The organism is Gallaecimonas sp. GXIMD4217 (genome assembly GCF_038087665.1).
In the GTDB taxonomy this organism is placed as follows: Bacteria; Pseudomonadota; Gammaproteobacteria; order Enterobacterales; family Gallaecimonadaceae; genus Gallaecimonas.
Genome location: NZ_CP149925.1, coordinates 98,622 through 116,754, shown reverse-complemented (window position 1 = coordinate 116,754; position 18,133 = coordinate 98,622). Strand labels below are relative to the sequence as shown.

Sequence of the window (18,133 nt, the reverse complement as noted above, 5' to 3'; positions counted from 1 at the left end):
ACTCCATTAACAGTTTTGCTGCATCCTGTTCTTTATATGGAGTGCCGCCCTGGCTGGGCATTGGACCTTGTACGCAAATTACTAGGACTTTAGTCCTAGGACTTTTGCAGGCTGTTGATTAGCGGGGATCTTCAGAAAGGAGCAGGGCGGCCCGGGTGCGGTTGCTGACCTGGAGCTTGGCGAAGATGGCGGTGACGTGGGCCTTGACGGTCTTTTCCGAGATATGCAGCCGGTCGGCGATCACCTTGTTGGCGTGGCCGGCGGCAAGCAGGTGCAGCACCTTGAACTGGCTGGGGGTCAGGGAGGCGATCCTTTCATAGGCTTGCGAGCCGGCGGCCCGCTCCTGCTGCCGTGCGAACCGGTAGCTGCCGTCCAGGATGCGGGCGACCAGATCGAACAGCTCCTCCGGAGGCGCCGACTTGGACACGAAGGCGGCGGCGCCATGCTCCAGACATCTGTTGCGGGAACTGAGATCGTCCTGGGCGCTGATCACCACTATGGGCAGTTCGGGAAAGTGGCGGCGCAGGAAATACAGGCCGCTGTAGCCGGTGCTGCCGGGCATGAACAGGTCCAGCACCAGCAGGTCCAGGTCGTCGGCGCTGTCGCTCAGTGTTTCGAAGAGGTCCAGGTAGTTGTCGGCCGAGGTGAGGCAGGCATCGGGAAAACGCCGGGCCAGCCCGGCAACCAGGGCGTCCAGGTAAAGCGGATGGTCGTCCGCGACGAAGATACGGCAGCTGCCCATGGGCTTCATTGCTTCTCACCTTGATGCAGGATCCACATCAGCTTACCCAATTTCAGGGGTTTGGACAGGAAGAACAGGCCGGACCCCTTGGGCATCCTGTGCCTGGCCTGGGGATTGCCGGACATGTAGATCACCGGCCCGCGCCCGCCCAGCAGCCGTTGATAGTCGGCCAGGTAGCTAAAGCCGTCGCTCTCTGTTCCCAGATCCACGTCGGACAGCACCGCATCGACGCAGCTGGCGTCCTCCCCCAGCAGCGCTTCGGCATGGGCATAGCAGCGCACCTCCAGCCCCTTTCCGCCAAGGCGCGCCGCCAGCTGGCGGCGCTGCTCCGGGTCGTCCTCCACCAGGGCAAGCACCAGGGCCTTGGCGGTGCCGGCCGGGGCGGGCTCGACCGCCCGGGGCAGGATCAGGCTGAAGCAGGTACCCAGGCCCGGTTGCGAACTCACCTCCAGGTCGAGACCAAGCAGATCCGACATCCCCTTGACCACAGACAGCCCCAGGCCGGAGCCCTGGTACTTGCTGGTGCCGCGCCGAAATGGCGTGAACAGGCCGGCCAGCTCGTCTTCGCTCATGCCTGGCCCCTGATCCCGGATGCTGACCTTGACGCCCTCCCCTTGGCAAGCCGCCTCCAGGGACACCCGGCTGTCCGGTTCGCTGATCTTGATGGCATTGTCGAGGATGTTGCCCAGGATCCGTCTCAGCAGCAGGCCGTCGCTCCTGATCCAGAGCCCCTCCGGCAGGGACACCGCCAGCTCCAGCCCCCGGTGCCGGGCAAAGTCCCCGAAATCAGCGGCCAGCTGGCGCAGGAAGTGGTCCAGGCGCAGGGTCTCTTCCTGGGGGACCAGCACCTTGGCGTCCAGCTTGGACAATTCGACGATGGACGCCACCAGCTGCTCCAGGAAATCCAGGTTGGCGCCCAGGCGCTGGTCGAGTTCGGCGTTGTTTTCCTGGTGCAACTGCAGGCGGATCAGGTTGATGGGATGCTTGAGATCATGGCTGGCCGCCGCGATGAAACGGGTCTTGGCCTTGTTGGCGTTGACGGCTTCTTCCTTCTTGAGCTCCAGCTCGTCGGTACGGGCCCGCACCTCGGCCTCCAGGCGCCGGGCATAGTCCTGCTGGCGGCGGTTCTTTTCCATGGCCAGGGCCAGCCTGGCCTGGTTGGTCCTGAGCTTGCCACTGACCAGGGCGCCTATCACCAACAGGGCCAGCAGCACATAGCCGGCAATGGCCAGCGGCGACTCCCAGAAGGTGGGCCTGATGACCAGGCTGGCCTGGGCAAGGGGCGCCCGGTTGCCGGCAAAGTCCTGCATCCGCAGCTCCACCTGGTAACGACCCGGCCTCAGGTTGACCAGGGTGATTGCCGATGACTTCAGCTCTGTCCATTGCGCCGACAGGGAGCGGATCCTGTAGCTGTAGCCGGCCTGCATGGGCAATTGCGACGGTGCCGCCACGAAGTGCAGCCGCACCAGTCCGGGAGACACCAGCTCCAGGATTCCCTGCTCGCTCGGCTGGTGCACCTGCCCGTCCGCCTCCATGTAGGACCACACGGGCGCCGGCGGGCGCTGGCTTTCCAGGGCGCTGTCATGGAGCAGGGTCAGGCCACCTTCGCCGGCAAAGTAGGGCATGCCCTCCAGGGTGCCGCAGCGGTATTGGGAAAACTCCTGCTCATGAACCCCCTGCAGGCCGGTCAGGCTGGCCTGGTGCTGCTGGGCCGGATCCAGGATGGCCAGCCCCTTGTGGCTGGACAACAACAGCCGGCCCTGATCGTCCCCCAGGGCGCAGAGCAGGGTCTGGCTGTTGAGATCGTCGCTGGCGGGTACCCGGGTTATGCCATGGGGCTGGCCATCCTGGATCTGGAACAGGCCCCGGTTGGCGGTCAGCACATAGAGCCTGTCCTGCTGTTCGTAGAGATTGAGGGCGATGCCCAGACCCTGGTGTTGCACCCAGTCCCCTGGTGGCTGCCAGTCCGTGGTCATGGGAGCCGACATCAGCCCCAGGTGATACAGGGCCACATAGAGCCGGCCCTGCCAATAGCTGGCCCGGGCCGAAAAGGTGGCGAAGCTGTGCTGCCACAGGGGTTGCCATTGCCCCTGGCGCAGCCCGTACACCTTCATGGCGTTCTCCAGGTGGAAGATGCGGATGTCGGCTGCCGGGCTGTCCATGTTGAATAGATGCCCCGTTCCCAGGCCAGGAAAACGCTCGTCAAGGGGGCGGATCTGGCCGCTTTCCGGGTCCAGCATGAATGTGCCCCTGGTCAGCGTGGCCAGGTAGAGGCTGTCGCCGTCCACCAGCAGTTCAGTGGGCTCCAGCTCGGGCGGGTAAGCGAAGGAGCTGAAGGCCTGGAGCCGGCCGTCATCCAGCGTCCAGAGCGACAACAGGCCAGGCTCCAGGACGGCCAGTCTGTCCCTGCCATCCAGCCTGATGGTGTCCAGGTCGATCATGGTATCCGGGAAACCGCCGGCGCCGACATTGAATGCCTGGACCTTGGCATAGCTCGCCGGAACCCGGTACAGGCCGTTGTGAGAACCTATATGGATCTCACCGTCCCGGCTGACCAGGACCCGGCGCGCGATCTGGGACGCCTGGTAGGCATTGTGGCGGCTATGGGGATAAAGCCAGTCCAGCTTGTCGCTGTCCAGATCCAGCAGGCCTATGCCGTTGTCCGTGGCCAGGTAGAGGGTACCGTCGCTGTGGTGGATATGGGCGATGTTGTTGCTTGCCAGGCTCCCCGAGGCCTTGTCGTATCGCCTGCAGGCACCGCTTTCGGCCCGGCAGGCAAAGAGGCCCTGGTCCCTTACGCTGAACCAGATCTGGCCTGCGGCCACCGCCACGGCCTTGATGGCTCTTTTAGGCAGCGGCAAAGCCAGCGGCTGCCACTGGCCGTCCTCTGCCCCAATCAAACCCAGGCGATCCTCTCCCAGCAGCAACAGCCGTTCGTCGTCGTAACGGCCGATATTTAAGACCCTCCCGAAACCTTCCGGCACCGGCATGGGCTCTGCCAGGCCGCTGGCGGGCCTGTACCGGAACAGGCGGCGGTCCATCAGGAAGAACAGGCTATCGGCCAGGAAAGCCAGGTGGGTCACCGGTTTGCCTTGCTGGGGCAAGGCGATGCTACGGCTTTCCAGGGTGGTAATGTCGATGCTGTCGATACCGGCATCCGTGGCCGCCCAGAGGGTATCGCCGGCCACGGCAAGATCGGTGACCAGGGTACCGGACAGGGGGTACTTCTTCTGATCGGCGCGAAAGACCAGAAACTCGTTGTTGTTGAGCAGGTTAAGGCCGTCCTGGGTGGCAACCCAGAGGCGACCATAACCGTCTTCGGCCAGTTCCAGCACCACGTTTTGGGACAGGCCATTGTCGCTGCTGATCCGCTGGGCCAGGGGGTAATGGCTCTGGCCCCAGGCCAGGGGGACAAGGCAGCAGAGCAGCAGGAAACGGGCGAAGGCCATGTTCAGACTCGGCAGGTCAGGTAATACCGATTAAGCCCTTCACGGGCAATGATGTAAAGGCCCGCCCGGGCGAACTGCGGCCCCCTCCGACTCGCAGGCAAGCGCCCGCGTTTACCAGCTAAAATGGGGCCAGGCGTGGCCGCTTCGCGGCCATTAAATCCGGCGCAATACGCCTTCGGCTATTGCGCCCTACGCGAGCTTCGGTACTCTCGTGACAGCTAGAGTAGGGCGCAATAAGCGGAGTGCATTGCGCCGTATTGGTTAACTTTCCTATCTACCATGATTATTGGCCGCACAGCGGCCAAGCTCGCCCGTTGAGAGTCGCCGAGCGCAGGAGGGCGTGAGGTAACCGAAGGCAGGACGCCGACGGAGGCGCTGCTGAGCAAGGATGCGAATCAGCGCCGGTTGCCGGTAAGCCATCCTAAGCGAGGGTTACGACTCGAGCCGGGCCGCCTTCTTTGGTGACTTTCTTGGGCGAGCAAGAAAGTCACGCCCCCGCAGGGGATCTCGGAGAACGCAGTTCAAACCCACGATCCCAACTAAAAACAACCGACGAGTCCGAAACCAACGCCCTCGAAGGCGTCGCCCAGACAAGAACCCACGTCAACGCCCAGCCGCAATCACCTCAAAATCCGACACCAGCGCCTCGGTATCAACAACAGGCAAACCACCCATCTCCCCCGGCTGGATCACCGCCTCCACGGCGCCATCGGGATTGACCAGCACCAGGGACGAGGAATGACTGACATCGCCGTGCTCGTCGAACTGGTACATCAGCCCCAGCTGGCGGGTGAAGGGGTAGAGATCCACATGCTCGCCGCGCAGGGCCAGAAAGCCCGGGTTGAAGAAGGCCACGTATTCCCTGAGCACCGCCTGGGTGTCCCGGGCCGGATCGGCGGTCACCAGCGCCACCTGCACCGGCGCCTCGGCGGCCTCGACCAGCCTGGGGTAGACGGCCGCCAGCCGGCTCAGGGTAGTGGGGCAGATGTCCGGGCAGGAGGTGTAGCCCAGGAACAGAAGGGTCCACTTACCCTTGAGCCGGGAAAGATCAAAGGCCCGGCCGTGCTGGTCGCTCAGCGAAAAGGGCGCCAGGGCCCGGGGCTGTTCGTACCAGAGCGCCTGCACCTGATGGGGCTCCTTCATCTGCAGGGCGCTGTACAGGCCCAGCACCAGGGCGCACAGCCCCATGAAGATGAACAGGAAACGGCTCACAGGCCCACCCCGTGATCCAGCAGCAGCACCAGGAACAGCCCCATCAGCTGCCAGATGCTGACCTTGAAGGTCTTCATGGCCTGCTCCTTGTCGCCGCCCCACTTGAGGCGGGCGGCGTGGACCATGAACCAGCCGTTGAGCAGCAGCGAGCCGACCAGGTAGATGAGGCCGCTCATGCCGGTCAGCCAGGGCAGCACGGCCACCGCCAGCAGCAGCACCGTGTAGAGCAGCACGCAGGTTTTGGTGAAGTCGATGCCGTGGGTCACCGGCAGCATGGGGATGTTCGCCTTCGCGTAGTCGTCACGGCGGGCGATGGCCAGGGCCCAGAAGTGGGGCGGGGTCCAGGTGAAGATGATCATCACCAGCAGCCAGGCATCGCCGTGCAGGGAGCCGGTCACCGCCGTCCAGCCCAGCAGCGGCGGCGCCGCCCCGGCCAGGCCGCCGATGACGATGTTCTGGGGCGTGGCCCGTTTCAAGAACACCGTGTACACCACCGCGTAGCCGAGCATGGCGGCAAAGGTCAGGGCCGCGGTCAGCGGGTTGACCAGGAAGTAGAGCTGGGCCATGCCGGCGGCGGCGATGGCGCCGGCGAAGGCCAGGGCCCTGGGCCCGGACACCCGGCCCCGGGCCACCGGCCTGTGGTAGGTGCGGGCCATCTGCTCGTCGATGCGCCTGTCCAACACATGGTTGATGGCGGCGGCCGCCGCCGACACCAGGCCGATACCGCTGAGGCCGTTGAGCAGCAGCCAGGCATCGGGCCAGGTTGGGCTTGCCAGCACCATGCCCACCAGGGCGGTGAGCAGTAACAGCAGCACCACCCTGGGCTTGGTCAGCTCCAGGTAATCCTTCCAGGCCGGCAGGGCCCTGTGGGGTATCGCGACCGTCCTTGCCATCTGTGCCTCCTCAGGCCTTGCGCCAAAGTCCGTAGTTGATCGTCACCAGGCTCAGCAGCAGCATGGCCGCCACCAGGTTGTGGGCCACCGCCACCACCAGCGGCAGGCTCAGCACCACGTTGGCCACGCCCAGGCCCAGCTGCACCAGCAGCAGCACCAGCATCAGCATGGCCAGCTTGCGAAAGGCCCGGCTCTGGGCCCGCTTGAACAGGGTCCAGCCCAGCAGCGCCAGTACGGCGGCGGTGATCAGGGCCCAGATGCGGTGGCTGACATGTATGGTCATGCGGGCCTCGTAGCCCAGCACGCCGAATTCGTAGTTGTCCGCCGGCGGCGACAGCAGGTTGAAGGCATCGCCTGGGTGCAGCCGGGCCCACCAGTCGCCCTCGCACACCGGCAGCTGGGTGCAGACCAGGGCCGCATAGTTGCTGGAGGTCCAGCCGCCCAGGGCGATCTGCACCAGCAGCACCGCCAGCGCCGCCATGGCGAAGGGCTTGTAGCGCCTGAGCGCCATCTCGCCGCCGGGCAGCCGCCAGCCGGACAGGCGCAGGCCCAGCAGCCACAACAGCGACAGGGTGGCAAAGCCGCCCAGCAGGTGGCCCATCACCACCACCGGCTTGAGGTTCAGGGTCACCGTCCACATGCCCAGCAGCGCCTGGAAGATGATCAGCGCCAGCAGCAGCAGCGCCAGGCCGCTCTGGCGGGCCCGCTTCCTGAGGGCGATGACGGCCAGGGCCAGCACCAGCAGCCCCAGGCTGCCGGCGAAGTAGCGGTGGATCATCTCGTTCCAGGCCTTGTGGGCCACCACGGGGCGGTCCGGGAAGGCGGCCTCGGCCCGGGCCACATGGTGTTCGGCACTGGGCACCGTCAGGTGGCCGTAGCAGCCCGGCCAGTCCGGGCAGCCCAGGCCGGCGTCGGTGAGCCTGGTGTAGGCGCCAAGGGCCACCACCAGGAAGGCCAGCAGCACGCCGCAATAGGCAAGTCTTCTCATTGTTATCAACCTATCTGGGACAGTTTCAGGAGTTTCTTGAGGTCGCTGAGCATGTCCTTGCCCAGGGCAAGGGCCGCCTGGCGCTCGGCCACCGGCTGGTAGCTCAGCATCACGAAGCCGCGGGGGTCGGCCAGGAACAGCCTGCCCGGGGCCAGGGGGGCCACCTCGGCGACGGGGCGGAACACCAGGCCGGCATGGTCGGCCGGATCCACGTTGCCGGCGCCCAGCACCAGGGGCTGGACCCTGTCCAGCTCCTTGCCAAGGGCCAGGTGGGTCTGGCCCAGGATGAACAGGCTCTGTTCACAGGCGGCGTCGCACTGGGCCGGCTGCACATAGATCAGCCGCCACTTGCCGTCGTCCTCGAACAATGTGGCCGCCGCCAGGGGCGGATTGATCAGCTGGCCCTTGTTGACCGTGGCGCCGCCCTGCAGCCAGCCCTGGTGGAAGGCCAGCCGGGCCAGCACCAGGGGCAACAGGAACAGGGCCAGGAACAACAGCAGCAGGCGTTGGGGTTTGGTCATGGTGTTTTCCTTTGCTTGGACCGCCAATACAGGAAGGCAATAGCGAGCGCCAGGGCCATGGTGGCCCATTGCAGCGCATAGCCCCGGTGCTTTTGGGGTGACATGGTCAGGGGCGCCCAGTGGGGCCTGAGGTTATCGGTGGACTCGCTTGGGGCCAGCACCACCGGCAGCAGCTCGAGATCCAGGGCCTGGGCGATGGGACCGGGCAGCGGCCACTGCACCCGCAGGGCGCCGTCAATGCGCTCCGGCGGCAGCTCGGCCAGGCGCAGGCTGGCCTCGGGCCGCACCAGGCGGCCGCTGAGCACCACCTGGCCCCTGGCCAGGGGCAGCTCGGGCAGCTGGCTGCGCCGGGCCGGGGCCGGCAGCCAGCCGCGGTTGACCAGCACTATGCCGGCATTGGTCTCTACCGGCTGCAGCAGGTCGTAGCCCACTCGCCGGTCCAGGGTGCGGTTGTCCCAGAGGATGGCCCGGGGCAGCCAGCGGCCCTCGACCCTGGCCTGGGCGTCCTGCAGCTCACCGCCTTCGGCCAGCAGCTCGGCCAGGGGCTTCGGGCCCTGCTCGGCCAGGGCCGTGAGCCGGGCCAGGCGCTGCTCCTTGGCCTCGGCCTTGTGCCATTGCCACCAGGCCAGCTTGCCAAAGAGCCCCAGCAGGCTCAGAGTAACCAGATAAGGCACAACCAACTTCACCCTCATGATCATCAAACTGCTCATCGTCGCCCTGCTGGGCTACATCATCTTCACCCTGTTCCGGGCCCTGCTGGTCATGAACCGCCAGGGCGAACAGGGCCGCATCAGCCGTTTCCTGGGACGGCGGGTGCTGCTGTCGGCGCTGGTGCTGGTGATCATCATCATCCTGCTCGCCACCGGCCTCATCACCCCCAATCCCCGCCCCTACTAGAGCACGTACACGAACACGAACAGGCACAGCCAGACCACATCCACGAAGTGCCAGTACCAGCTGGCCGCCATGAAGCCGAAGTGGTCGTCTGGCCTGAAGTGGCCCTTGAGTACCCTGAGCCACATGATGATCAGCATCAGGGTGCCCAGGGTGACGTGCAGACCGTGGAAACCGGTCAGCATGAAGAAGGTGTTGCCGTAGATGCCGGCATCCAGGCGCAGGTCCATCTCCTGGTAGGCGTGGATGTATTCCTCGCCCTGGAAGTAGAGGAAGGTGGCGCCCAGCACTATGGTCAGACCCAGCCAGGCGACGATCTGCTGGCGCTTGTTCTTCTCCAGGGCCACGTGGGCCAGGTGTACCGTCACCGACGACGCCAGCAGGATCAGGGTGTTGTACAGGGGCAGGCCCTGCCAGGGCATGGCCTGGGTCTCGGCGCCGCCGGGGGTGGTGGTCACAGGCCAGGTGCCGGCGAAGTCCGGCCACAGCAGCTCGTTGGTGAAGATGTTGTTGGAGTCGCCGCCCAGCCAGGGCACCGCGAAGATGCGGGCGTAGAACAGGGCCCCGAAGAAGGCGCCGAAGAACATCACCTCGGAGAAGATGAACCAGCTCATGCCCTGGCGGAAGGAGCGTTCCATCTGGGCCGAGTAGAGCCCCTTCATGGACTCGTTGATGACGGTGCCGAACCAGCCGAAGCACATGAAGATGATGACCATCAGGCCGGCAAAGAGGATCCAGCCGCCGTAGCCGGGCTCGCCGCTGGTGACCTCGGGCACGTACTTGCCGGCGCCGAAGGCGATCAGGAAGAGCCCGAGGGCGCCGACGATGGGCCAGATGGAGCTGGCCGGGACGTAATAACGTTCGTTCATGATTCTGCCTCGCTGTTACCGCTCAGGTTGTAGAGGGTGTAGGAGAGCGTGAGGGTCTGGATGTTGTCGGGAATTTCCGGGTCGATATAGAACACCAGGCCCATCTCGGTTTCTTCACCGGCCGCCAGCGGCTGCCGGTTGAAACAGAAGCACTCGATCTTGTGGAAATACTTGGCGCCCAGGCCGGGGGCCACCGAGGGGATCGCCTGGCCGACGATGTCCTGGCGGGCCCTGTTGCGGGCATAGAAGGCCACCTGGCGGCGTTCGCCGGGGTGGACCTGGATGCGCTCTATGACCGGCCTGAACTCCCAAGGCATGCCGCCGCTGATGTAGGTGACGAACTCCACGGTGACGGTGCGGCTCTGGTCCACCCGGCCTGCCACCGGCGCCTCGACCTTGCCGCCGGTCTTGCCGTTGATGCCGGTGACCTCGCAGAACACGTCGTAGAGGGGCACCAGGGCGAAACCGAAGCCGAACATCAGCACCACTATGATGATCAGGCGCCTGACCAGCTTGTTGTTGTCCGGCTGCCGGTCGTTCATCACTTCACCTCGGGCGGCGTTTCAAAGGTGTGGTAGGGCGCCGGGCTGGGCAGGGTCCACTCCAGGCCCTCGGCCCCTTCCCAGGGCTTGGCCGGGGCCTTTTCGCCGCCACGGATGCACTTGATCACCACCGCCAGGAAGATCAGCTGGCTGAGGCCGAAGGCGAAGCCGCCGATGGACACCAGCTTGTTGACGTCGGCGAACTGCAGCGCGTAGTCGGGGATCCGCCTCGGCATGCCGGCCAGCCCCAGGAAGTGCATGGGGAAGAACAGCAGGTTCACCGAGATCAGCGAGCACCAGAAGTGCAGCTTGGCCAGGCCCTCGTCGAACATGTGCCCCGTCCACTTCGGCAGCCAGTAGTAGGCGGCGGCCATGATCGAGAAGATGGCGCCGGTCACCAGCACGTAGTGGAAGTGGGCCACCACGAAATAGGTGTCGTGGTACTGGAAGTCCGCCGGGGTGATGGCCAGCATCAGCCCCGAGAAGCCGCCGATGGTGAACAGCACCAGGAAGGCCAGGGCGAACAGCATGGGCACCTCGAAGGTGATGGAGCCCCGCCACAACGTGGCCACCCAGTTGAACACCTTCACCCCGGTCGGCACCGCGATCAGCATGGTGCAGTACATGAAGAACAGCTCGCCGAACAGCGGCATGCCGGTGGTGAACATGTGGTGGGCCCAGACGATGAAGCTGAGGCCGGCGATGCTGGCCGTGGCGTAGACCATGGACGAGTAGCCGAACAGCTTCTTGCGGGCGAAGGTGGGCAGTATGGCGCTGATGATGCCGAAGCTCGGCAGTATCATGATGTACACCTCCGGGTGCCCGAAGAACCAGAAGATGTGCTGGAACAGCACCGGATCGCCGCCGCCGGCGGCGTTGAAGAAGTCGGTGCCGAAGAACTTGTCGGTGAGCACCATGGTCACGGCCCCGGCCAGCACCGGCATCACGGCGATGAGCAGGAAGGCGGTGATCAGCCAGGTCCACACGAACAGCGGCATCTTCATCATGGTCATGCCGGGGGCACGGAGGTTGAAGATGGTCACTATGACGTTGATGGCGCCCATGATGGAGCTCATGCCCATGATGTGCACCGAGAACACGAACAGCGCCGTGGAGTCACCCGAGTAGGTGGTGGACAGGGGCGCGTAGAAGGTCCAGCCGAAGGCCGGGCCGCCCCCCTCCATGAACAGGCTGGACAGCAGGATCAGGAAGGCAAAAGGCAGGATCCAGAAGCTCCAGTTGTTCATGCGCGGCAGCGCCATGTCCGGGGCGCCGATCATCATGGGCACCAGCCAGTTGGCCAGGCCGGTGAAGGCCGGCATCACGGCGCCGAACACCATGATCAGGCCGTGCACCGTGGTCATCTGGTTGAAGAAGTGGGGATCCACCAGCTGCAGGCCGGGCTGGAACAGCTCGGCGCGGATCACCATGGCCATGGCGCCACCCACCAGGAACATGATGAAGGCGAACCACAGGTAGAGGGTGCCGATGTCCTTGTGGTTGGTGGTGGTGACCCAGCGCATCAGGCCGCTGGCCGGGCCGTGATGGGCATGGTCGTGGTGCTGTTCGACGCCCATGTCCGGAGCGGCATCGATTTCACGTGTTGCGTGCATGTCGGTCTCCTTATTGAGCGCCATTGAGGAAGTTGTGGATATCGGACGGCTGCACCGCATCGCCGGTGTCATTGCCCCAGGCGTTACGCTCGTAGGTGATGACGGCGGCCTGCTGGGCCAGGGTCAGCTGCTTGCCGAAGGCCTGCATGGCGGTGCCTGCCTTGCCGTTGACGACGATGTCGATATGGGCGTTGACCTCACCCAGGGCGATGGCGCTGCCCTTGAGGCCGGGGAAGACCCCGGGCAGGCCCTCGCCGTTGGGCTGGTGGCAGGCGGCGCAGTAGGTCTGGTAGACCTTTTCGCCCTCGGCCATCAGCTCGTCGAAGCCCATGTTCATGGCCAGCAGTTTTTCTTCCTCGGCCTTGGCCAGGGCCACCTTCTGCTGCTCACCTTCCAGCCAGGCGTCGAACTCGTTCGGGGCCTTGGCGATCACCACCACCGGCATGAAGCCGTGGTCCTTGCCGCACAGCTCGGCGCACTGGCCGCGGTAGATGCCGGGCTCATCGATGCGGGTCTGGACCTGGTTGATGAAGCCGGGGTTGGCGTCCTTCTTGACGGCGAAGGCCGGCACCCACCAGGAGTGGATGACGTCTTCCGAGGTGATCACGAAGCGCACGTTGCGATCGGTGGGCAGCACCAGGGGCCTGTCCACCTCCAGCAGGTAGTTGTCGCCCTTGTTCAGCTTGCCGGCGATCTGATCCCTGGGCGTGGCCAGCAACGAGTAGTACTCCACGTCCGTGCCCAGGTACTTGTAGTGCCATTTCCACTGGGAGCCGGTGACCTGCACCGTGAGATCGGCGGGCTTGGAGCCGTCGTCGTCACTGTTGACCAGGGCCTGGGTGGCGGGAATGGCCATGCCGATGAGGATGGCGAAGGGGATCAGGGTCCAGACGATCTCCACCTTGGTGGATTCGTGGAAGTCGGCCGGCTTGGCCCCCTTGGATTTGCGGTGGCGGATCAGCGCATAGAACATGACGCCGAATACCAGCACGCCGATGATGCAGCAGATCCAGAAAATGATCATGTGAAGGTCGTGGACCTCACGACTGAACTCGGTCACCCCCCTGGTCATGTTCAGGGGCATGGCCGAGGCCAGGGGGGCGGCCATGGCCGACAATACCCCCAGGATGCCACCGGCGCGCCAGCGCCGGTTGGACAGCGTACTTCTCCTGCTCACGTGACTTCTCCTCTGTCCATTTGCGACTGCAAATTTCAAGAGAAGAGCCTGCACAGTACTGCCAAGCTCTATGAAAGCTCTCCCCACAAGCGGGTCAACAAGGCTTCAAGACTTGGACGACAGACGCTATGTCTACTCGTCAACCCTGGTGCCTGGTTTTTATCGGCACCGGTTTTATTAACGTTCTATTTACACTTATCGGATTTCTTTTCGCCAGTCCAGCAGGAAAAAGCGATATGAGGCGGGAAGTTAGGCAGGGAAAGGGTCGGCAACTGGCCTGGCCAGTTGCCGGAATGTTTACACCCAGTCGGCGTTGCGGATCACCCCCACGGCCAGGCCCTCTATGGTGACCGGGGTCTCGCGCAGATCCACCTGGATGTCCTCGAAGTCGTCATTCTCGGCGATCAGGCGCAGCTGGTGGCCGTCCTGCTGGAGGCGCTTGACGGTGACGTCGTCCTCCACCCTGGCCACCACCACCTGGCCGTTGCGGGCCTGGCTGGTCTTGTGTACCGCCAGCAGGTCGCCGTCCATGATGCCGATCTTCTTCATACTCTCGCCGTGCACCCGCAGCAGGAAGTCGGCGTGGGGCCGGAACAGGGCCGGATCCACCTGGTAGTGGGACTCGATATGCTGGCTGGCCAGGATCGGCTCGCCGGCGGCGACCCGGCCGATCAGCGGCAGGCCTGCTTCCTCGTTGGCGGCCTCGTCCTCCACCAGGCGGATGCCGCGGGAGGTGCCGGGCAGGATCTCGATGACGCCCTTCTTGGCCAGGGCCTTGAGGTGTTCCTCGGCGGCGTTGGCGCTGCGAAAACCCAGCTCCCGGGCGATCTCGGCGCGGGTGGGCGGCATGCCGCTGGCGTGGATTCGCTCACGGATGAGCTCGAGCACTTGGCTCTGGCGCTGGGTCAGGGGACGCATGCTAACCTCGATGACTGGGTTTATTTACAGTTACTGTGAGTATATCCAGTTATCGGGAGATGGCAAGGTTCAAGGGCTTGCGGGCCGCTGTTCACAACCAGACCTCAGTTTGCCCACAGACTTACCCACAGCTTCTCAGCACCTGCTCCAGGACGTCGGCCAGCTTCTGGCGGGCATGGCGGTAGGGAAGACGCACCGAGGCCAGCTCCTGCTGCAGCAGCTGGACGCCGGCGGGCAGGCCCTGCCAGTCCTGGCCGGGTCCGGCAACCACCCAGTCGACGGGCATGAAGCCCAGCAGCTTCGCCAGCCAGTCGAGGCGCTGTGGCCCGCTCAGCCGGGCGGCCGGGCTCTGGTCCCGGGCCAGGTTCTCCACCCATACCTTCGGCGCCTGGGAGGCGCGCAGCGCGGCAGCCAGCTCCGGGATCAGCAGCGGCGGCAGCACCGAGGTCAGGAAGGAGCCGGGGCCCAGCACGATGAGGTCGGCCTCGCCGATGGCATCCACCGCCTCGGTGGTGGCCCGCACCTGGGGCTCCAGCTGGATGGTACTGGGCATGGCGTCCAGGGCGTCGATGCGGATCTCGCCCAGGTGGCGGGAGCCGTCCGCCATCACCGCCAGCAGATCCGAGGGTGACTCGGTCATGGGCAGCAACTCGCTTTCCACCCTCAGCACCTGGCGCACCAGGTTGATGGCCTTGAGGGGGCGCACGCTCATGTCGTCCAGGGCCAGCAGGATCAGGTTGCCCAGGTTGTGGCCGGCCAGCTCCCCTTCGCCGCTGAAGCGGTACTCGAACAGCTTGCTGCCGGTGGAGGCCTTGGGCACCAGCTGGTTGATGCAGTTGCGCACGTCGCCCCAGGCGATGCACTTGTTGGCCATGCGCAGCCGGCCGGTGGAGCCGCCGTTGTCGGTGGTGGTGACGATGCCGCTCAGGCGCGGCCCCAGGAAGTCCAGGGCCGACAGGGTACGACCCAGGCCGTGGCCGCCGCCCAGGGCCACCACCCGGTCCAGGCCGGACAGCTTGGGTCTATAGGGGGTGTTGCTGTTGTTCTGGGCCAAGGTTTCGTTCATCTGTGCAAGCCTGTTCGCAGTCTACCACGGCCCCGGTCCTGGTAGGACTTCCCGACCCTTTCTGCTAAGCTTCTCGGCCGGATTTTCGATTCTGGAATTGTCGATGACAGCCGTGCCGTCGCCCCTGCTCAAGGCCCTGAAGTGGCCCGTTTCCCTGCTGGTACGCAGCAAACTGGTCCCCAAGGATCCGCTCAAGGAGCTGGGCCTCGATCCCAGCAAGCCCATCATCTACGCCTTCAAGACGGCCTCCGCCAGCGACGTGCTGGCCGTGCGCCGCCAGTGCGCCGAGCTGGGCCTGCCGGATCCCAGCCTGCCCCTGGAGCTGAACGGCCGCACCCTGCCCCGCGCCCTGTTCCTGGACCAGCCGGTGGCACTGCTGTCGCGCCGGCGCCGCAAGGGCAACTTCCGGGCCCAGCTCACCGAGGTGCTGGCCCACCTGCGCCAGCACGAAGACCAGGACATCCAGCTGGTGCCGGTGTCGCTGTTCTGGGGCCGCAGCCCCGGCAGCGAGAACCCCTCGGTACTGGGTTCCATGCTGTCCGACTACGACTCCCCTTCCTGGCTCAGGAAGAGCCTGATCCTCTGCCTCAACGGCCGCGACAACTTCATCCGCTTCGCCAGGCCGGTGTCCCTGCGCGCCGTGCTGGCCGACCGGGGCTCGGACGAGCGCCTGGCCCACAAGCTGGCGCGGGTGGCCAGGGTGCACTTCTACCGCCAGCGCCTGGTGATGACGGGGCCGCGCCTGCCGGACCGGGAAGCCATGCTGGCCGCCCTGCTCAAGACCCCGGCCCTGCGCAAGGCCATAGAGGACGAGGCCCGCAGCCGCAAGATCCCCTACGAGAAGGCCGAGGCCAACGCCCGCAAGTACCTGGAGGAGATCGCCGCCAAGTTCAGCATGTCGCTGATCCGCTTCGCCGACCGGCTGCTGACTTGGATCTGGAACCGCATCTACAACGGCATCGAGGTCACCAACGCCGAGACGGTACGCCAGCTGGCCCACGACGGCCACGAGATCGTCTACGTGCCCTGCCACAGATCCCATATGGACTACCTGCTGCTGAGTTATGTGATCTACCAGCAGGGCATGGTGCCGCCCCACATCGCCGCCGGCGTCAACCTCAACTTCTTCCCGGCCGGGCCCATCTTCCGCCGGGGCGGCGCCTTCTTCATCCGCCGCAGCTTCAAGGGCAACAAGCTCTACTCCACGGTGTTCAGGGAGTACCTCAACGCCCTGTTCGAGAAGGGCTATGCGGTCAAGTATTTCAGCGAAGGCGGCCGCTCCCGCACCGGCCGGCTGCTGCCGCCCAAGACCGGCATGCTGGCCATGACGGTGCAGAGCCTGCTGCGCCAGTCCAACAGGCCCATCACATTGGTGCCCGTCTACATCGGCTACGAGCACGTCATGGAAGTGGGTTCCTACCTCAAGGAGCTGCGCGGCAGCGCCAAGGAGAAGGAATCCGGCTGGCAGGCCTTCAAGTCCACCCTGCACGCCCTGCGCCAGGACTTCGGCCAGGGTTTCGTGAATTTCGGCGAGCCGGTCAACCTGACTTCCTACCTCAACGAGCAGGTGCCCCACTGGCGCGAGGCGGCCGAGAACCCGGAGGCCAAGCCCAGCTGGCTGACCCCCACCGTCAACACCCTGGCCAATGAGGTGATGACCCGCATCAACAACGCCGCCGCCGTCAATGCCGTCACCCTCACCTCCCTGTGCCTGCTGGCCGCCGAGCGCCGCGCCCTGAGCCGGGAGGTGCTGGAGGCCCAGCTGGACTGCCTGCTGACCCTGGCCAGGGAGGCCCGCTACGCCGACCGCACCACCATTCCGGAGCAAAACGGCAAGGCGCTGCTGGCCGCCGCCCTCAAGGGCGACAAGTTCCAGCAGACCAGGGACGAGCTGGGCGAGGTGATCAGCCTGGACGACAACAGCGCCATCGCCATGACCTACTACCGCAACAACATATTGCACCTGTTCGCGGTGCCTTCGCTGATGGCGGCGCTGATCCTGGCCAAGCGCCTGAGCAGCGAGCAGGTGGTGGCGGCGGTCAAGGCCTGCCACCCGCTGCTGAAGGCGGAGCTGTTCCTGGACCAGGACGGCGACGGCATCGAAGCCTATGTGCGCGCCAACCTGGCCAGCATGGCCCGCCAGGGCCTGATCAGCGGCGACGACGCCGGCTGGGAGCCTGCCAGCACCCAGAGCCCCGGCTACCGCAAGCTGCTGCTGCTGTCCGGCTCCATCCAGGAGACCCTGCAGCGCTACGCCATAGTGCTGACGTTGCTGCAGGATCCCGAGCCGCTCAGCCGCGGCCAGCTGGAAAGCCGCAGCCAGGCCCTGGCCGAGCGGCTGTCGTCCCTGCACGGCATCAGCGCCCCGGAATTCTTCGACAAAAAGATCTTCGCCAGCCTGATCAACACGTTGCGCCAGGGCGATCTGGTGGACATAGGTGCCGACGGCGAGCTGCTGGGCACCGACAGCACCAGGGAGCTGGACGAGCTGGTGCTGCCGCTGCTGGCGCCGGATCTGGCCGACACCATACGCAACGTGCTCTGCAAGGGCGATTGCCGGTAACGAAAAAGGCGCCACAGGGCGCCTTTTTTGTCAGAGCGGCCCGCCGTCGCGGCGGAACCAGCCGGCTATGGAATAGCGGTCGTCCCCGGCCGTCAGCACCTCGTGGGGAAAACCTTCCGACAGGAACACCACCAGGGTGCCGGGCTCGGGACTGATCCTGGCCAGCTCCCTCTCTTCACCGGTCTCGTCGTAGAGCACCAGCTCGCCGCCGGCGCCCTGGGGCCAATAATCGTTGAGGTAGGTAACGGCCGACACCAGGCGGTTGCTCTGGCCGCGGAAGGCGTCCCTGTGCTTCTGGTAGAAGTGGCCGGGGCCATAGTGGGCGAAGTGGCCTTCGAAATCGTTCAGGCCCAGGTACAGGCCGCGGTTGAGGTGCAGGCGCAGCTCCCCCATCAGCGCCAGGTACCGCTCCTGGGCCGGGGAGCTGCCGTCCAGCCAGAGGGTGCTGTCGCTGCGCACCTCCCGGGCCAGCTGGCGATCTCCGCCGCGGCCGATACCGGCCCGGCTCATCTCCTCGGCCCGGTCCAGCAGCTCGGCCCGCAGCGCCTGGCGCAGCGGCTCGGCCAGGGCGCCCGGCTGGATGCTGTAGCCCCTGGCCACCAGATCGTCGCAGATGCGCTCCTTGAGGCTGTCGAAATAAGAAGGCGGTACTGCGGTCATGATGACTCCCCCGATGGCAGGCGCTC

16 protein-coding genes are annotated in these 18,133 nt (G+C 65.4%); 2 read left to right on the top strand and 14 right to left on the bottom strand.

Translation table 11 applies throughout. From position 1 onward, the window contains the following. Positions 1–118 precede the first annotated feature (118 nt). The 7 genes from WDB71_RS00585 to WDB71_RS00555 form a co-directional block, all read right to left on the bottom strand. Complete coding sequence (locus WDB71_RS00585; protein ID WP_341502723.1) at positions 119–751, bottom strand: response regulator transcription factor; 633 nt, start codon at positions 749–751, stop codon at positions 119–121. Further along, complete coding sequence (locus WDB71_RS00580) at positions 748–4,191, bottom strand: hybrid sensor histidine kinase/response regulator (RefSeq protein ID WP_341502722.1); 3,444 nt, start codon at positions 4,189–4,191, stop codon at positions 748–750. The genes WDB71_RS00585 and WDB71_RS00580 overlap by 4 nt, the downstream gene beginning before the upstream one ends. 603 nt (positions 4,192–4,794) lie before the next feature. Then, positions 4,795–5,403 (bottom strand): SCO family protein, encoded by a 609-nt coding sequence (locus tag WDB71_RS00575; protein WP_341502721.1) that lies wholly within the window; start codon positions 5,401–5,403, stop codon positions 4,795–4,797. Then, positions 5,400–6,296 (bottom strand): heme o synthase, encoded by an 897-nt coding sequence (gene cyoE / locus WDB71_RS00570; protein WP_341502720.1) that lies wholly within the window; start codon positions 6,294–6,296, stop codon positions 5,400–5,402. The genes WDB71_RS00575 and cyoE overlap by 4 nt, the downstream gene beginning before the upstream one ends. Positions 6,297–6,306: 10 nt before the next feature. Further along, on the bottom strand, positions 6,307–7,284 hold the full coding sequence (locus WDB71_RS00565; protein WP_341502719.1) for a COX15/CtaA family protein: 978 nt from the start codon (positions 7,282–7,284) through the stop codon (positions 6,307–6,309). A 5-nt stretch (positions 7,285–7,289) separates the two neighbouring features. Further along, a complete protein-coding gene (locus WDB71_RS00560; RefSeq protein WP_341502718.1) occupies positions 7,290–7,805 on the bottom strand; it encodes a hypothetical protein in 516 nt (171 codons plus the stop codon). Then, complete coding sequence (locus WDB71_RS00555) at positions 7,802–8,479, bottom strand: SURF1 family protein (RefSeq protein WP_341502717.1); 678 nt, start codon at positions 8,477–8,479, stop codon at positions 7,802–7,804. The genes WDB71_RS00560 and WDB71_RS00555 overlap by 4 nt, the downstream gene beginning before the upstream one ends. Before the next feature lie 16 nt (positions 8,480–8,495). Here WDB71_RS00555 and WDB71_RS00550 point away from each other — a divergent pair, with 16 nt between their 5' ends. Continuing rightward, positions 8,496–8,702: a DUF2909 domain-containing protein gene (locus tag WDB71_RS00550; RefSeq protein WP_341502716.1), complete on the top strand. Its 207-nt coding sequence runs from the start codon at positions 8,496–8,498 to the stop codon at positions 8,700–8,702. Here WDB71_RS00550 and WDB71_RS00545 read toward each other — a convergent pair. From WDB71_RS00545 to yvcK, 6 genes are all read right to left on the bottom strand, one after another. Next, positions 8,699–9,568 (bottom strand): cytochrome c oxidase subunit 3, encoded by an 870-nt coding sequence (locus WDB71_RS00545; protein ID WP_341502715.1) that lies wholly within the window; start codon positions 9,566–9,568, stop codon positions 8,699–8,701. The genes WDB71_RS00550 and WDB71_RS00545 overlap by 4 nt on opposite strands. Further along, positions 9,565–10,110: a cytochrome c oxidase assembly protein gene (locus WDB71_RS00540; protein WP_341502714.1), complete on the bottom strand. Its 546-nt coding sequence runs from the start codon at positions 10,108–10,110 to the stop codon at positions 9,565–9,567. The genes WDB71_RS00545 and WDB71_RS00540 overlap by 4 nt, the downstream gene beginning before the upstream one ends. Further along, positions 10,110–11,723 (bottom strand): cytochrome c oxidase subunit I, encoded by a 1,614-nt coding sequence (ctaD, locus tag WDB71_RS00535; protein ID WP_341502713.1) that lies wholly within the window; start codon positions 11,721–11,723, stop codon positions 10,110–10,112. The genes WDB71_RS00540 and ctaD overlap by 1 nt, the downstream gene beginning before the upstream one ends. A 10-nt stretch (positions 11,724–11,733) precedes the next feature. Beyond that, a complete protein-coding gene (coxB, locus tag WDB71_RS00530) occupies positions 11,734–12,900 on the bottom strand; it encodes a cytochrome c oxidase subunit II (RefSeq protein ID WP_341502712.1) in 1,167 nt (388 codons plus the stop codon). A 297-nt stretch (positions 12,901–13,197) separates the two neighbouring features. Further along, complete coding sequence (lexA, locus tag WDB71_RS00525) at positions 13,198–13,818, bottom strand: transcriptional repressor LexA (protein WP_341502711.1); 621 nt, start codon at positions 13,816–13,818, stop codon at positions 13,198–13,200. A gap of 121 nt (positions 13,819–13,939) precedes the next feature. Then, the gene (gene yvcK / locus WDB71_RS00520) at positions 13,940–14,884 is read right to left on the bottom strand and encodes a uridine diphosphate-N-acetylglucosamine-binding protein YvcK (RefSeq protein WP_341502710.1); all 945 of its coding nucleotides are present in this window, start codon (positions 14,882–14,884) and stop codon (positions 13,940–13,942) included. A gap of 103 nt (positions 14,885–14,987) precedes the next feature. On the opposite strand from yvcK, the gene plsB reads away from it, so the two are divergent. Further along, positions 14,988–17,447 (top strand): glycerol-3-phosphate 1-O-acyltransferase PlsB, encoded by a 2,460-nt coding sequence (gene plsB, locus WDB71_RS00515; RefSeq protein WP_341502709.1) that lies wholly within the window; start codon positions 14,988–14,990, stop codon positions 17,445–17,447. Between the two features lie 30 nt (positions 17,448–17,477). Here plsB and WDB71_RS00510 read toward each other — a convergent pair whose 3' ends face one another. Further along, on the bottom strand, positions 17,478–18,107 hold the full coding sequence (locus WDB71_RS00510; RefSeq protein WP_341502708.1) for a 2OG-Fe(II) oxygenase: 630 nt from the start codon (positions 18,105–18,107) through the stop codon (positions 17,478–17,480). Positions 18,108–18,133 lie beyond the last annotated feature (26 nt).

Excerpts from the sequence above, each read along its gene's own strand:
- WDB71_RS00585 (WP_341502723.1), bottom strand. The coding sequence starts at position 751 with ATGAAGCCCATGGGCAGCTGCCGTATCTTCGTCGCGGACGACCATCCG.
- WDB71_RS00565 (WP_341502719.1), bottom strand. The coding sequence starts at position 7,284 with ATGAGAAGACTTGCCTATTGCGGCGTGCTGCTGGCCTTCCTGGTGGTG.
- plsB (WP_341502709.1), top strand. The coding sequence starts at position 14,988 with ATGACAGCCGTGCCGTCGCCCCTGCTCAAGGCCCTGAAGTGGCCCGTT.
- ctaD (WP_341502713.1), bottom strand. The coding sequence starts at position 11,723 with ATGCACGCAACACGTGAAATCGATGCCGCTCCGGACATGGGCGTCGAA.
- WDB71_RS00545 (WP_341502715.1), bottom strand. The coding sequence starts at position 9,568 with ATGAACGAACGTTATTACGTCCCGGCCAGCTCCATCTGGCCCATCGTC.
- WDB71_RS00510 (WP_341502708.1), bottom strand. The coding sequence starts at position 18,107 with ATGACCGCAGTACCGCCTTCTTATTTCGACAGCCTCAAGGAGCGCATC.
- WDB71_RS00550 (WP_341502716.1), top strand. The coding sequence starts at position 8,496 with ATGATCATCAAACTGCTCATCGTCGCCCTGCTGGGCTACATCATCTTC.
- lexA (WP_341502711.1), bottom strand. The coding sequence starts at position 13,818 with ATGCGTCCCCTGACCCAGCGCCAGAGCCAAGTGCTCGAGCTCATCCGT.
- WDB71_RS00560 (WP_341502718.1), bottom strand. The coding sequence starts at position 7,805 with ATGACCAAACCCCAACGCCTGCTGCTGTTGTTCCTGGCCCTGTTCCTG.
- cyoE (WP_341502720.1), bottom strand. The coding sequence starts at position 6,296 with ATGGCAAGGACGGTCGCGATACCCCACAGGGCCCTGCCGGCCTGGAAG.
- yvcK (WP_341502710.1), bottom strand. The coding sequence starts at position 14,884 with ATGAACGAAACCTTGGCCCAGAACAACAGCAACACCCCCTATAGACCC.
- WDB71_RS00580 (WP_341502722.1), bottom strand. The coding sequence starts at position 4,191 with ATGGCCTTCGCCCGTTTCCTGCTGCTCTGCTGCCTTGTCCCCCTGGCC.
- WDB71_RS00540 (WP_341502714.1), bottom strand. The coding sequence starts at position 10,110 with ATGAACGACCGGCAGCCGGACAACAACAAGCTGGTCAGGCGCCTGATC.